This window comes from Zhenpiania hominis (genome assembly GCF_014333425.1).
In the GTDB taxonomy this organism is placed as follows: domain Bacteria; phylum Bacillota; class Clostridia; order Peptostreptococcales; family Anaerovoracaceae; genus Hominibacterium; species Hominibacterium hominis.
In genome coordinates this window covers 248,741-264,003 of the sequence record NZ_JACRYT010000003.1, presented here as the reverse complement: position 1 = coordinate 264,003, position 15,263 = coordinate 248,741, and the positions used below count along the sequence as shown (strand labels likewise).

At 48.1% G+C, this 15,263-nt stretch carries 11 protein-coding genes; 8 read left to right on the top strand and 3 right to left on the bottom strand.

The window, feature by feature from the left end; all coding sequences use genetic code 11:
* Window positions 1–2: 2 nt before the first annotated feature.
* Together H9L42_RS05600 and H9L42_RS05595 are read right to left on the bottom strand one after the other, a co-directional pair.
* Window positions 3–1,295 (bottom strand): sensor histidine kinase, encoded by a 1,293-nt coding sequence (locus tag H9L42_RS05600; RefSeq protein WP_187302395.1) that lies wholly within the window; start codon window positions 1,293–1,295, stop codon window positions 3–5.
* 14 nt (window positions 1,296–1,309) lie between these two features.
* Window positions 1,310–1,531: a LytTR family DNA-binding domain-containing protein gene (locus H9L42_RS05595; RefSeq protein WP_346726285.1), complete on the bottom strand. Its 222-nt coding sequence runs from the start codon at window positions 1,529–1,531 to the stop codon at window positions 1,310–1,312.
* Between the two features lie 12 nt (window positions 1,532–1,543).
* On the opposite strand from H9L42_RS05595, the gene H9L42_RS05590 reads away from it, so the two are divergent.
* From H9L42_RS05590 to H9L42_RS05565, 6 genes are all read left to right on the top strand, one after another.
* On the top strand, window positions 1,544–2,674 hold the full coding sequence (locus H9L42_RS05590) for a hypothetical protein (RefSeq protein ID WP_243235675.1): 1,131 nt from the start codon (window positions 1,544–1,546) through the stop codon (window positions 2,672–2,674).
* A gap of 209 nt (window positions 2,675–2,883) precedes the next feature.
* Window positions 2,884–4,737: an NAD(P)-binding protein gene (locus tag H9L42_RS05585; RefSeq protein ID WP_187302392.1), complete on the top strand. Its 1,854-nt coding sequence runs from the start codon at window positions 2,884–2,886 to the stop codon at window positions 4,735–4,737.
* Window positions 4,731–6,455, top strand: a complete 1,725-nt coding sequence (locus H9L42_RS05580; RefSeq protein WP_187302391.1) for a [FeFe] hydrogenase, group A — start codon at window positions 4,731–4,733, stop codon at window positions 6,453–6,455. Before H9L42_RS05585 ends, H9L42_RS05580 begins: the two co-directional genes overlap by 7 nt.
* 215 nt (window positions 6,456–6,670) lie before the next feature.
* Complete coding sequence (locus tag H9L42_RS05575) at window positions 6,671–7,687, top strand: coiled-coil domain-containing protein (RefSeq protein WP_187302390.1); 1,017 nt, start codon at window positions 6,671–6,673, stop codon at window positions 7,685–7,687.
* A gap of 283 nt (window positions 7,688–7,970) precedes the next feature.
* On the top strand, window positions 7,971–8,393 hold the full coding sequence (locus H9L42_RS05570; RefSeq protein ID WP_207734923.1) for a cupin domain-containing protein: 423 nt from the start codon (window positions 7,971–7,973) through the stop codon (window positions 8,391–8,393).
* Between the two features lies 1 nt (window position 8,394).
* The gene (locus H9L42_RS05565) at window positions 8,395–9,141 is read left to right on the top strand and encodes a heparan-alpha-glucosaminide N-acetyltransferase (protein WP_187302389.1); all 747 of its coding nucleotides are present in this window, start codon (window positions 8,395–8,397) and stop codon (window positions 9,139–9,141) included.
* Between the two features lie 42 nt (window positions 9,142–9,183).
* Here H9L42_RS05565 and H9L42_RS05560 read toward each other — a convergent pair whose 3' ends face one another.
* On the bottom strand, window positions 9,184–10,629 hold the full coding sequence (locus H9L42_RS05560) for a L,D-transpeptidase family protein (protein WP_187302388.1): 1,446 nt from the start codon (window positions 10,627–10,629) through the stop codon (window positions 9,184–9,186).
* A 131-nt stretch (window positions 10,630–10,760) separates the two neighbouring features.
* On the opposite strand from H9L42_RS05560, the gene H9L42_RS05555 reads away from it, so the two are divergent.
* Both H9L42_RS05555 and pfkA read left to right on the top strand, forming a co-directional pair.
* The gene (locus tag H9L42_RS05555; protein ID WP_187302387.1) at window positions 10,761–14,270 is read left to right on the top strand and encodes a DNA polymerase III subunit alpha; all 3,510 of its coding nucleotides are present in this window, start codon (window positions 10,761–10,763) and stop codon (window positions 14,268–14,270) included.
* Between the two features lie 21 nt (window positions 14,271–14,291).
* Window positions 14,292–15,254 carry a 6-phosphofructokinase gene (gene pfkA / locus H9L42_RS05550; protein ID WP_187302386.1) on the top strand — a complete coding sequence of 321 codons (963 nt, stop codon included), beginning with the start codon at window positions 14,292–14,294 and terminating at the stop codon, window positions 15,252–15,254.
* The last annotated feature ends 9 nt before the right edge of the window (window positions 15,255–15,263 follow it).

Below are 15,263 nucleotides of genomic sequence, written 5' to 3'. Positions count from 1 at the left end.
AGTCAGGTATATGGCTCCTTTTCTTTTTTTCGAGGAACCGGCAGGAGGATAGTGACGGAAAACAGATCGCTGTTGTTCTGGGTTTGGATGGTGCCGTTATAGCGGCTGACCAGACTGCGTACAATTTGTAGCCCCAGGCCATGCTTTTTTCCGGGAACCTGGCTGTCGGAGAAAGCCGGTATTTTGGCGGCGCTGTTTTCAATATAGTAGCTGAGCCACCCTTTTTCACAGCGCCCTTTCAGAAGGATTTCGCGACGGGAAGGTTCCGAAAGACGCAGGCTGGCTTCGATGGCATTGTCCAGGGTATTGCCGATCAAAGCGCACAGATCCACGGGATCAAACCCCGTATCTTCCGGAAGGTCCAGGAGAAAACGACAATTGATGTCATAGCTGCGGGCGGTATGGTATTTGGAATTTAAAAGAGCGTTGACGGTTTCCTGTCGGCAGAACTGATGAAGATCCGGGGCTATTTTCCGTGAAAGGCTGCGCAGATACTCATCAGCCTGCTGGAGTTTGTTCTGGCTTAAAAGGCTCTGGACGACACTGAGATGGTTTTTCATATCATGACGGAGCTTTCGGGTCTGGAGGTGTTCTGCCTTTAAATCCTCGTAATAGCTATGCTGGGCGCGCAGTACGTCCGCTTCCAGAGCGGCACGTGTATTTTGTTCGATAAAGGCACACAGGCAGCAGATCCCCATATTTGTCAGGATACAGGCCGCGCAGGCGGGCCAGATGATGTAGGTGCGGTATGGGTCTGCCTGCACAATGAGGGTGATAATACCAAGGAATGAGGCAAGGCAGATTACAGAGATTAGAATCCAGATACGGCTGGAAAAGTTTGTGTATGAAGGCCTGAGCCAGCGGGTTGTAAACCGGTAAATCAGCAGCCAGAACGGGATACGCAGAACATAAAAGCACAGAGACAGCAGGGTTTCTTCGGCAGTAGAGAGATTCTGATGAAAAACGTGCAGCCAGATGACATAGCCGGCGTTTTCGGTCAAATAGTAAAAGGCGGTCCAGATGGGATAGAGGATCAGGGTAACAGCGGTTTTTATGAGAATCGGATCGGTACAGAACAGGAACACAGACAGCGCCAGGAACAGGAATATGCCGAGGGTCGCGGTAACTTCTCCGGGGAGAATAATAGGAGAACTCAGGCAGAACAGGATCAGGAAAAATATTATGCGGATGATTCTCTGCGGACGCAGAGTAAGACAGCCGCGGAAGATCCGGTATATCAGGCAGGTACAGATAATCATCATGGGATAGTTGGGAAGGTATTCAGGGCTGAACAATGAAAGGCTCCTTTCTACTCAAGCATATATCTGGCGTAGGTGATGGAAAGGGACTGTTTGTAGGAGCGGCTTACCGGAAGCGCTGTGTTCCCGACAATCGCGCAGTTTTTTTCCAGGGAGTCCAGATATTTTAAATTGATGAAATAACGATTGTGAATTCGCACAAAACAGGAAGGCAGACTGCCTTCCAGATCACCTAACTTCCCGTAAAAAGACTGTGTGCCTTCCGTCGTCACAATATATACTTTGTGCTGTCTGCTGAAAAAATACTGGATCGTATCGAAGGGGATGCGCTGGCTTCCGAATACGGTGTTACAATTAAAAATTACCGGAGCGCGCAGCTGATACAGGCAGTGGGAAGCGGCGTAAACCGGGACGATGTGGATGAGAACGGAAATCTTAAGGAAATTTATGAAAAGCGGCACCGGGTCTATGAGTTCATCCGCGCGTCGGATTATGAAAGGCTGACCGGGCAGAGAGTGAAGGTGGAGCGGGGGACCTACCGCATGATTCAGGGGGCGGACGCGGAGGAAAATCTGTTCTTCCGTTTTGATGATATGGATCAGGTTTATCTGGATCAGGAGGATCGGTTCCTTCCCATGGAATATGCGGGAAATCTGACCTACCAGTCGCTGGTTCAGGGCAGAGGGTTTGATAATGAGGCGCGATATGTGGTAAACGACCGGGATTACCGGGTCATTGCGGAAGGTACAGCTCAGTTTCCGCGTGAAACCCAGGTGTTTTTTGATAGCCGGGGAGGGGACGATCTTGCCTTTTCCGAAGAACTTTATCGTCAGTTTGGAGAATTGATGGCGGAAGATATGAAGGTATGCGGCGCCTATGACGGCTGGGAAAGCCTTCAGGAAGGGGAGGATTACAGTTACGCGGGGATGGCAGTTTATGATCCGCAAAATCCGGTACTTGCGGCGGACTGGCAGTACGAACCTATGTTTCTCCCTCTTGAAGAGGCGTATAGTCTGGCAAGTTACGCAGTTTATCTGCTGCTGTTTTTGTATGTGGCGGCGGTATGCCTTGCGGCTGCCTGCATTGTGGGATATGCCAGGAGCCAGAGCGTGGGACTGTCCAGCGCGCAGGTGTTCGCCGATCTGCGGCGCCTTGGCGCGGATCGAAAATATCTCCGGCGGCTTCTGAAACAGCAGATTCAAAAAGTCTATGTACTGCCGACGATTATCGGCTGCGGAGGAATATGGCTGTTTGAACTGCTGCTGATGAAAATGAATGATGGAAGAATGACAGGAGCGGAGGCGGAAACGCTGCTCCTGTGCGGAGGAATCGCGCTGGCTGCCGCGGCTCTGCAGTATCTTCTTTACCGTTTTTCACTCAGGAAAGTGGAAGGAATGTTAGAACTGAAAGGGTAACTGCCAGGTATAGAAAAACTCTCTGAATCAATTTAAGTTCAGGGAGTTTTTCTATATCATCTGTCTGTTTTTTAGAAAAAAGGGGCAGTACCGTAAAAAATACTACCTATCAAATTAAAAATACTCATTTACAAACTGTTTCAAAAAATATAAAATTAACAATATATTATAAATTTTTTGTGTTTTCTAAAGATGAGAAAGGAGTACAAATGAGCAGACTGGAATTTCAGACCAGAGAGCGGGCACAAATGGTAGTAGAAGGGCTCTATAAGGATTTGGAACGGAGGATTATTGCTAGTCCGCCGGGACAGTGCCCGGTTGATATGGCAGCTTCTTTCCTTAAATTATGTCACGCACAGACCTGCGGCAAATGTGTTCCCTGCAGGGTGGGCATCGGCCAGGTATTGAATCTGATTGACGATCTTTTGGACTTAAGTGAGCAGACATCGTTGGAAACTTTGGATCTGATTGAACGCACAGCTATCGCAATTCGTGATTCAGCAGACTGCGCGATCGGTACAGAAGCGGCAAACATGGTGCTTCGTGGGCTCTATGGATTTCGTGAGGATTACGAGGAGCATGCGCTCCGCAATCGATGTACGGAGGATATTCAGAAAGGCAAACAGCCGGTGCCGTGCGTCGCGCTCTGTCCGGCAGGCGTGGATGTGCCGGGATACAGCGCTCTGGTGCTTGAGGGGCGTTATGATGACGCAGTCAAACTGATTCGAAAAGATAATCCCTTCCCAACGGTATGCGCACTTATCTGCGAACATCCATGTGAGGCGAGGTGCAGGAGAAACCTCATTGACGCGCCTGTCAATATAAGAGGGCTCAAACGGTACGCGGTGGATCATTGCACCCAGGTTGAAATTCCGGAAAAGATGGACCATACAGGAAAGCAGGTCGCAGTGATCGGTGGTGGCCCCAGCGGACTTTCGGCCGCCTATTTCCTGGCAATTATGGGACATGATGTAACCGTATTTGAAAAGCGCAGCCAGCTGGGAGGGATGCTCCGCTATGGAATTCCAAACTACAGACTTCCAAGAGAGCGGCTGCAGGAAGAAATCGATCGGATTTTATCAGTCGGAAGCATTGAAGTCAAAACAGATTATGATGTTGCAGATGAAGCAAATATCCAGGCGATCCGGGAGACGTATGATGCGATCTATATCAGCATCGGAGCGCATACATACAAAGAGATGGGGATTGAAGGGGAATTCTCCAAAGGAGTAGTTCCGGCAGTGGAAATGCTGAGAGGAATTGGAGATGACGCAATGCCCGATTTCAAAAACAAATCCGTCGCGATTATCGGAGGTGGCAATGTAGCCATGGATGTAGCGCGAACAGCAAAGCGTTTGGGAGCGTCCGAAGTGACCATCGTCTACCGCAGAAGGCGAAACGACATGACCGCCTTAGAAGAGGAAATTGAAGGGGCCATCGCGGAAGGATGTGACGTGATCCAACTGAAATCGCCTTCCAGAATCGAAGCGACCAGAGACGGGCATGTAAAAGCCCTCTGGGTCAAACCCCAGCTTGCGGGTGAAGCGGACAGTTCCGGACGGCCGCGTCCTGTGAACGCGCAGGCAGAGGAAGAATGTATTCCATGTCAGATCATTATTTCCGCTATCGGCCAGGATATTGAGTCCCATATTTTTGAAAAGTGGGGAGTGCCGGTTGAGCGAAGGAATATATCCGTAGACAGTTCCGGTCAGATTCGCAACATGGAGGGTGTCTTCGCAGGAGGGGACTGTGTAACAGGACCTTCTACAGCGATCAATGCTATTGCCGCGGGAAAGGTAGCGGCTGCCAATATTGATAATTATTTGGGATATCATCACGAAATCAAGGTGGACGTGGAAATCCCGCAGCCGAGAATTATGGATAAAAAGCCGTGTGGCAGAATGGAACTGCGCCTGCGCTACGCAAGAGAACGGGGCCAGGATTTTCTTGCCATTGAACAGGGAATGAGCAGAGAAGAAGCGGAACAGGAGGCTTCCCGCTGTCTCAGATGTGATTACTATGGATTTGGATCATTTCGAGGAGGGAGAGTAGAAAAATGGTAAGACTGACGATAAACGATCAGATGGTAACGGTTCCTGAGGGTATGACCATCCTGGAGGCTGCCAGAAAAGTGGGGATTGAAATCCCACATCTATGCTTTTTAAAAGGAATTAACGATATCGGCGCATGTCGTGTCTGCATAGTAGAAATGCAGGGGATGGATAAACTGATTACCGCCTGCAACACTCCGGTTGAAGAAGGAATGATTCTGTATACCAATAGTCCGAGAGTACGGGCAACGAGGAAAACAAATGTACAGCTGATTCTTTCGGATCATGACGGAAAATGCGCTACTTGTGTACGGAGTGGAAACTGTCTGCTGCAGTCCCTGGCCAATGATTTGGGCGTACTGGAACTTCCATACGAAGAAATTGCTGAACATAACCGATGGGATAGGAATTTCCCCCTGATTCGTGAAGCTTCCAAATGTATAAAATGTATGCGGTGTATTCAGATCTGTGATCGGATTCAGGATATGCAGGTGTGGAACGTTTCGGGAAGCGGATTTCGCACTACGGTGGATGTGACGGGAAATGTCCCGATAAAAGAGGCCAGCTGCGCGCTTTGCGGACAGTGCATCACCCATTGTCCGGTAGGAGCTCTAAGAGAGAGGGATGATGTAGATCGACTGTTTGAAGCTCTGGCAGATCCGGAAACGGTTACTATGGTGCAGGTCGCGCCTGCTGTGCGGACGGCTTGGGGAGAAGGTCTTGGCTTGAGTCGGGAAGAAAGTACCACAGGAAAACTAATCAGCGCTCTGCGGCAGGTGGGATTTGACTATGTGTTTGATACAGTGTATTCTGCGGATCTTACGATTATGGAAGAAGGAAGTGAGTTTCTGAAACGTTTTCAGGATCGGGATTCTTATAACTGGCCGATGTTTACATCCTGTTGCCCCGGCTGGCTGCGGTTTGTAAAAAGCCAGTATCCGCATCTGGTATCCAATCTTTCCACCGCGAAATCGCCACAACAGATGTTCGGAGCTGTGGCGAAAACCTATATGGCGCAGAAAATAGGAGTGGATCCGGAAAAAATTTTCTGTGTTTCCATTATGCCTTGCGTATCGAAAAAATTTGAATGCGATGTAAAGCAGGTCAATGATTCAGGATATGGAAAAGATGTGGATCTTGTACTGACAACCAGGGAACTGGATCGTCTGGTGCGGGCTGATCGAATTAAAGCCGAAGCTTTGGAAGAGGAAGCATTTGATAAATTTTTCGGAGAGGGAAGCGGCGCAGGTCTAATTTTCGGCTCCAGCGGCGGTGTGATGGAAGCGGCTCTGCGAAGCGCCTACTTCCTGCTTACAAAGAAAAATCCTAAGCCGGATGCCTTTAAACGTATCCGGGGAGAAGAGGGTTGGAGGTCTGCAACCTTTGAAATTGAAGGGGTTCCAATTAATGTGGCTGTGGTAAGCGGATTGGGAAACACCCGAAAACTGCTGGAAGCGTTAAAACGTGGTGAAGTCTGCTATGATTTTGTAGAAATCATGGCTTGTCCGGGCGGCTGTGCAGGAGGAGGCGGACAGCCGATCCAGGAGGGGATGGAACTGGCCCCTGAAAGAGGAACAATCCTTTATGGAATGGATCGTGTAGCACAGCCAAGATTTTCTCATGAAAATAATGCAGTGCTTCTAACCTACGAAGAATTTTTAAAAGAACCCATGTCTGAGCGTGCGCATGAACTGCTTCATACGGAACTAGCAGAATGGGAAATTGAATAAAAGCAAGCTAGAAGTAAACACCCCGGGTCCTCGCGACCGGGGTATTTTTTGGAAAAAAATAGATAATAAAGAAAATAAAGGTTTACTTTAAATGGAAAATATTGTATAATATATAACAAACAAGAGATGTAAATATAACTTAAAGTTTTACTTTTTTCTTGTTTCATAATCAAATTTGTAGTATAGTAAAAGAAAAAAAGAGAGGGGGCGATACCGTGAACGAAAAAATGGATCAAATAACTGTGGGGATCCAGAACCTGAACGAAAAGACGGATCGGATGGAAGTGGATATTCAAAATATGGATGAGAAGACAGACCGGATGGAAGCGGATATTCAGAATCTGAACGAGAAGACGGATCGGATGGAAACGGATATTCAGAATCTGAACGAAAAGACGGATCGGATGGAAGTGGATATTCAAAATATGGATGAGAAGACAGACCGGATGGAAGCGGATATTCAGAATCTGAACGAGAAGACGGATCGGATGGAAGCGGATATTCAGAATCTGAACGAGAAGACGGACCGGATGGAAGCGGATATTCAAAATCTGAATGAGAAGACGGACCGAATGGAAGCGGATATTCAGAACCTGAACGAGAAGACGGATCGGATGGAAGCGGATATTCAGAATCTGAACGAGAAGACAGACCGGATGGAAGCAGATATTCAGAATCTGAACGAAAAGACGGATCGGATGGAAACAGATATTCAGAATCTGAACGAGAAGACGGATCGGATGGAAGTGGATATCCAGAACCTGAACGAAAAGACAGATCGGATGGAAGTGGATATTCAGAACCTGAACGAAAAGACAGACCGGATGGAAGCGGATATTCAAAATCTGAATGAGAAGACGGACCGAATGGAAGCGGATATTCAGAACCTGAACGAAAAGACAGATCGGATGGAAGTGGATATCCAGAATTTGAACGAGAAGACAGACCGGATGGAAGCAGATATTCAGAATCTGAACGAAAAGACAGATCGGATGGAAACAGACATCCGAAATCTGGATGAGAAATTTGATCGAAAGTTTAATCAGGTCATGGCAATCCTGGAAAACGATGTCTGCAAAAAAATTCAGATTCTGATTGAAGGCTTTGAAAGTATGAACAGGCGAATCGACGAAGCTATGAAAATGAAAGAGGAACATAAAAAACTGGAATTCAGAGTAAGTGTGGTAGAATATGAGGTGAAAGGCATTAAGTCGAAACTGCAGCAAGCCTAGTATCCGATACAGCCGCAGTTAAGTGAAAACAATGGTTTCAGGTATCTGTTGCCGGGTGGGACCAGCACAAGACCGCAGAACCGGAAATTTTAAAAGTACCCCCTTTTAAGCAAACATGACAGCAATGGCGTGCTTGCTTTTTTTATTATGTGAATATCGTTCAAAATGCTTGACGGGCATGATTTCAGATGCGGGATAAGTATTAGACAGGATTCGTTTTTTTCTGTATGATAAAAGCAGAAATAAAGAAACTGTATAAGCAGCAAGAGGAGGTACAGGAAGAATGGATATGGAAACAATGAAAAAGGAGCTGGGTGGTGGAGCTGTTTTTGAGACAGGGGATCCAAATACGGCCTTCGCGCAGTATTTTATCGGACAGAGTTATTTAAAGATGCTTACCACGGAAGGCGTAGGGATCGGAAATGTTACCTTTGAGCCCGGATGCAGAAACAACTGGCATATTCATCATAAAGGCGGCCAGATTCTGCTTGTGACAGGCGGCCGGGGATGGTACCAGGAATGGGGGAAAGAAGCCAGAGAACTGAAGGCCGGGGATGTTGTGAATATTCCGCCGGAAGTAAAGCACTGGCACGGAGCGGCAAAGGACAGCTGGTTTTCCCATCTCGCGGTAGAAGTACCAGCGGAAGGCGCGTCCAACGAATGGCTGGAAGCCGTATCGGACGAAGCGTACGGCAAACTGAAGTAATATGCGTTATCCGCTGCTGGACAGCATACGGGGCGCGGTTCTGATCAGCATGATCCTGTACCATGGGGTATGGGATCTGACTGCTTTTACGGAAACATCCTGGGACTGGTATGAGGAAACGCCGGGTTATCTATGGCAGCAAAGTATATGCTGGTCCTTTATTCTTCTTTCCGGATACTGCTGGTCTTTGGGGCGACATCATCTGAAACGGGGGCTTACTGTATTCGGAGCGGGGATTCTGGTATCTCTGGTTACGCTGCTGGTGATGCCGGAGGAGCGAATTTTGTTTGGCATCCTGACGTTTCTCGGCTCTGCTATGCTGATTCTGATTCCGCTGGATCATATACTGAGAAAGGTTCCAGCCTGGGTGGGAATTGCGGGGAGCCTCCTGTTGTTCTCGCTCCTGCGAAATATAAACGACGGGTATCTGGGATTTGGGACCATGGAACTTTTCCGGCTGCCGGAGGTCCTCTACCAGGGGATGGCGGCTACCTGGCTGGGATTTAAAGAAGCGGAATTCTTTTCTACTGATTATTTCTCCCTGCTGCCATGGTTCTTTCTTTTCCTTTGCGGCTATTTTATCCAGAAGGGTGTGGATAAATGGCTGAGAGAAAGGTCTTCAGAGCCTTCCAATATAATGAAACGAGAGATTCCGGCACTTTCCCTTTTAGGAAGACATTCGCTCGAAATCTACCTGATTCACCAGCCGGTCTTAACCGGAATTGTGATGGCATGGAACGCATTTTAAAAGACAGCCCGCTGAACTTCATCAGCAGGCTGTCTTTTTTTCTTAATAAACGATGATCGGTACGCCCTGATTGGCAAGATTGTTAAAGAGTTTTTTGGCAGAAGCGACTGGCATGTTCACGCATCCGTGGCTGCCGCCTCCCTGATAGATGGTGCCGCCAAAGGAACTTCTCCACGGAGCGTCGTGCATTCCGTAGTTTCCATAAAACGGCATCCAGTAGGAAACCGGACTTTCATAGGAAGAACCGTCGGCGTTGCTTCCTTTCAGTACAGCGTCCCGCTCTTTGTAGGTCAGTCCATAGGTTCCTTTTGGCGTATCATACTGGTTCTGGTTTCCGGTCACGACGTCACAGTCTACAATTTTTTTCCCATCTTTGAAATACCAGAGATGCTGTTTGCTGATGGAAATTTCCACGTAGGTATCGCCGATATCGTCTGTCTGGCTGTATTCTGTGAATCCGGTCATCAGCCATTTTGGTTCCCGCTTGACTTCCTTGCCGCTTTCCAGATCTTTAATCAGCTGTTCCGTTTCGTTATCCATACTGATGGCGTAGCCGTAATCTCCGCCGGAAACGCTGATTTTATTGCCGCTCAGGGAGGTAAAGGTTCTGGTCATTCCCAGGGTATTGTATTCCCGCGCCAGCCCTTCCACATATTCCCGGACCGCATCTTCATTGACCGTTACTTTCAGTTCTTTTTCAGACTTCTTTTCACTGCCGTCCGCATCGGTGCTGACACTGTCAATAAATTCGAAGTTATACATTTTTTCCAGATCCTCGGCCGGAATCTTGACTTCCTGGCTGCCGAACTGATAGGTAACCTTGGAATCCAGATATTCTTTGTAAACATTCTGCAGTTCCTTAATCTCTTCACTGTCCGATGTAATTTCCGGCTGTTTGTAAAAGTCGGAAGCGGTATATTCCAGGGAAAACTGACCCTGGGCAACGAGTGAGCTAATCTTTTCCGTCAGCTTGTCGTAGTCGATATTATTGCCGTAGACCTCCGGAATAATTTTAAATTCATTTGTAGAAAGATCGATGGAAGCATTCTTTGTCTTTGTAACAGGCGTTTCCTGCAGATAATCCGCCTGCCGCAGGCTTTTACGGAAACCTTTGTTGACTTTTTCTACTTTCATATTGAGGTCAGCTTCAAAATCCCGTTTGAACAAATAATTGAGCGCCGCGCTGACAAAATGATCCTCCTTGATGGTTTTCAGGCTCTTTTCAATATCATATGTAAAGTTGAGATTGTCGATGGTTCCAAGGGTGCTGTTATCTTTTGTGAACGAAAATGTCCGGCTGTTCCATTCCTCTGCCAATTTTTCAGCCGCCTGCTCGGGTGACAGATCGCTGCAGTCGACCCCATTGATTATACTATTCGAAGGAAGCTGATCGGTTGAAAAAACATTTGCCTGCAGCGTGTGCCACAAGGCGTATCCTCCGCCGGCCAGGCATAGAACGATAATAATTGGAATTAATATTTTTTTCATAGTTGCAAGTACCTCATATATTCGATTCGACACCATATTTTACAATATTTTATTCGTTTTTTGAAGCACTTTTCCTATTTTATGATAAAATAGTAGAAAAGAAAAATTTAGACTTGGATTTGGAGAAATTTATGGGGTTTACACACTTACATGTACATACGGAATACAGTCTTTTAGACGGCGCTTCCAGAATGAAAGAACTGGTGGCGAGAGCAAAAGAACTGGGGATGAAATCCATTGCCATTACCGACCATGGCGTAATGTTCGGGGTCATTGACTTTTATAAAGAATGCCTGGCAAACGGGATCAAGCCGATTATCGGATGTGAAGTCTATACAGCCGCCAGAAGGATGGAAGATAAAGACGCGAATAAAGATAAATACCAGGGACATCTGGTGTTGCTTGCGAAAAACAATCAGGGTTACCAGAACCTGATCAAGATCGTTTCTCTTGGGTTTACGAAAGGATTTTATTATAAACCAAGGATCGACAAAGAAGTTCTGCGCGCCCATAGTGAGGGGATTATCGCCCTTTCCGCCTGTCTGGCAGGGGATGTGCAGAGAAAGCTTTTAAACCGGGACTATGAAGGAGCGAAGCAGGAAGCGCTGAGTCTGCGGGAGATTTTCGGAGAGGAAAATTTTTATCTGGAGCTGCAGGATCAGGGACTGGAAGAAGAACAGCAGATTCTGCCGGATATGATCCGGATTCATGAGGAAACGGGGATCCCCTTTGTGGCGACAAACGACGTGCATTATGTACGCCAGGAGGACGCGAAGGCCCACGATGTGCTTTTATGCATTCAGACGGCTGCCACCATTGATGAAGAAGATCGGATGCGGTTTCCCAATGATCAGTTCTATCTGAAATCCGAGGAAGAGATGCGCCGTCTTTTTGCCGGGATTCCCGACGCTTGTGACAATACAGAAAAAGTGGCTGAGGCCTGTGATGTGACGTTTGAGTTCGGTCATCTTCACCTGCCGGAATTTAAAGCGCCGGAGGGAAAGACAAACCGGGAATATCTGCGGGAGCTCTGCCAGCAGGGCCTGCAAGAACGATATAGTCATGAGCCGGACGCGGACTGGGAAAGCCTGAAGGCGCGGCTGGAATACGAGCTTTCCACCATTGAAAAGATGGGGTATGTGGAATATTTTCTGATTGTATGGGATTTTATCAATTACGCGAAGCAGAATAAAATTATGGTAGGTCCGGGGAGAGGATCGGCCGCGGGGAGCATTGTGTCCTATGTGCTGAAAATCACGGACATTGATCCGATCCGCTATAATCTGATTTTTGAGCGGTTTTTGAATCCGGAGCGGGTCAGCATGCCGGATATTGATATTGACTTCTGCTATGAGCGGCGTCAGGAAGTCATTGACTATGTAATTGAAAAATACGGGGAAGACAAGGTTTCCCAGATCATCACCTTCGGAACCATGAAAGCAAAGGCGGCGGTGCGGGACGTAGGCCGCGTCCTCAATGTGGGATACGCGGAAACAGACGCCATCGCGAAGGCCATTCCCTTTGATCTGAAAATGACCATTGATAAGGCCCTTGCCATGAATCCGGAACTGAAAGCTTCCTATGAAAACGATCCGCAGGTGCGGCAGGTGTTGGATATGGCAAAAGCCATTGAGGGAATGCCCAGACATGCTTCCACCCACGCGGCAGGTGTGGTAATTTCCAAAAAGAGTATCGACGAGTATGTGCCTCTGTATCTGTCAGATAAAGGAATTTCCACCCAGTTCCCCATGACGACCATTGAAGAACTGGGTCTTTTGAAAATGGACTTTCTGGGGCTGCGGAATCTGACGGTTATCCGCGACGCCCTGGAAATGATCGAGGAAAACCATAGCAGAGTCATTGATTTCGCCAAGATGACCTATGACGATGCCAAAACTTATGAACTGATCGCCAGGGGAAATACGCAGGGCGTGTTTCAGCTGGAAAGCGGCGGCATGACGCAGTTTATGAAGAATCTGAAACCGGACTGCTTTGAAGATATCGTGGCGGGCGTGGCTCTTTACCGGCCGGGACCGATGGCGTCAATTCCCAATTATATTGAAAATAAAAAGCATCCGGATCAGATCGAATATATCCATGAAAGCCTGGAGCCGATTTTGTCGGTAACCTATGGCTGTCTGATCTACCAGGAGCAGGTGATGCAGATTGTCCGGGACCTGGGAGGTTATTCCTACGGCCGATCCGACGTGGTTCGCCGGGCTATGGGAAAAAAGAAGATGGACGTTATGCTGAAGGAAAAAGAATACTTTATCCACGGCAAAACCGATGAAAACGGGAATGTGGAAATTGCGGGCTGTGTGCGAAACGGCATTCCGGAAGCCATCGCGGAGGAAATTTTTAACCAGATGGTAAGCTTCGCCGAATACGCTTTCAATAAATCCCACGCCGCGGCTTACGCGGTGATCGCTTATGAGACCGCTTATCTGAAAACCTATTATCCGGTGGAATTTATGGCTGCCCTCATGAGCAGCGTTATGGGAGACGCGGGGGCAATCGCCAAGTATATCCGCAACTGTACGGAAATGGGAATCGAAGTGCTGCCGCCGGATGTCAATGAAAGCGGAAAGAAATTTACCGTAAAGGACGGCAAAATCCGCTTTGGCCTTCTGGGCGTAAAAAACGTGGGAGAAGGCGCCATCGATGCCATTATAAAAGCGCGGACCGAAAAGGGGCTACCGAAGGATATTTTCCAGTTTATCAGTAATGTGGATATTCATGAGGTCAATAAAAAAGCGGTGGAGAGCCTGATTAAAGCAGGGGCTTTGGACAGTCTCAACGAAAACCGGGCGGCCCATATGGCGGTCTATGAAGGCTTGATCGAATCCGCACAGAATGATTCGAGAAAAAATCTGGCCGGGCAGATGTCTCTGTTTCAGCTGAACGCTGAGCAGATGGAGGTGCAGGAAGCGTCTTCCCGCCTTCCGGATGTGGAAAACTTCCCCAAAGAAAGCCTTATCAGCATGGAAAAGGAAATGCTCGGCGTGTATATTTCGGATCATCCCCTGAAGGATTATGAGGATCAGATCCACGATCTGATCGATGTAACATCGGAAGATCTGGTTCACGCGGCAGATCAGGCGGAGGCGGGAGAAACCCCTGCTTCCGGAAAAGTTCTTTTTGACGGCATGCGGGCGACAATGGCGGGAATTATTACCGGGAAGAAAACTCTGGTTACAAAAAATAATAAGATGATGGCCTTCGCGGATATGGAGGACCTTTACGGAAATGTGGAAATTGTCGTATTTCCAAATGTTTATGAGCGCAGCAGCGCTCTGGTACAGGAGGATTCGCTGGTGGTTGTGAAGGGGACCATTAACTTTAAAGAAGGGGAAGTCCCAAAGCTTCTTGCCAATGAAATACACGACCTGAAACAGTCCAGCCGCGAAGCGAAGCTGGCGTCCCATGCTCCGGTCAAAATACGGATTCCGGATAACCTGGATAACGGCCTGGAGCGGATTCGAGATATTCTGGTTGAACATAAGGGAGAAATGCCGGTGATTATTTATCTGGGAAATACCGGAAAGGCCATGAAAACAAAGCCGGATTTGTGGGTCAGCGGCGATGATTCTTTCCGCAGCCAGGTAATCGGGCTGATTGGAGAAGGAAATCTGAAAATGTAGAGGATAAAAGGAGGATACGTGATGAGAAAAATCGGAGTGCTTACAAGCGGAGGCGATGCTCCCGGCATGAATGCCGCTGTGCGCGCGGTTGTGCGGTGCGGAATTGACCGGGGGATGGAAGTCTACGGAATCGAGAGAGGTTATGAAGGACTGATCGAGGGAGAAATCCGCGAGATGACCATGTCCTCTGTAGGGGATATCCTGCACCGTGGGGGGACGATTTTGCGTACGGCAAGAAGCGAGCGGTTTAAAACGGAAGCAGGCCAGAAACACGCTATGAATGTGCTGGAGGCTTTTGGAATTGAGGGGATCGTCGTGATCGGCGGCGACGGATCTTTTCGGGGAGGGCTGGAATTGTCAAAACGCGGAGTGCCGGTTATGGGAATTCCGGGAACCATTGACAACGATCTGGGCTATACGGACTATACGATCGGATTTGACACAGCGGTCAATACGGTACTTTCCGCTGTGACGAATATCCGGGACACCTCTTCTTCTCACGAACGGGCTACAGTCATTGAAGTGATGGGACGCCACTGCGGAGATATCGCTCTGTACGCGGGGTTGACCGGAGGAGCGGATAATATCCTGGTTCCGGAAATGCCGTTTGATATCAATAAGGTGTGCCGGAAGATCATCCAGGGGAAAAACCGCGGCAAACTCCATGATATCATTATGAAGGCAGAAGGGGTAGAGGTGGATACTCAGGAACTGGCCCAGATGATCGAAGAACGGACAGGAAAAGAAACCAGGGTTGTCATTCTTGCCTATCTGCAGCGGGGTGGTTCTCCCACCGCCAAGGATCGGATGCTGGCGAGCCGGATGGGGAGCAAAGCGGTAGAGCTTTTATATGATGATGAAGAAAGCAGAGCCATCGGGATCTGCGGAAGTGAGATCTGCGCTTATGAACTTGCGGAAGCGTTGGAAATGAAAAGTCCGTTTAATACGGAGCTTTATGAACTTGCGGATATACTGTCAAAATAAAAGTGGGGC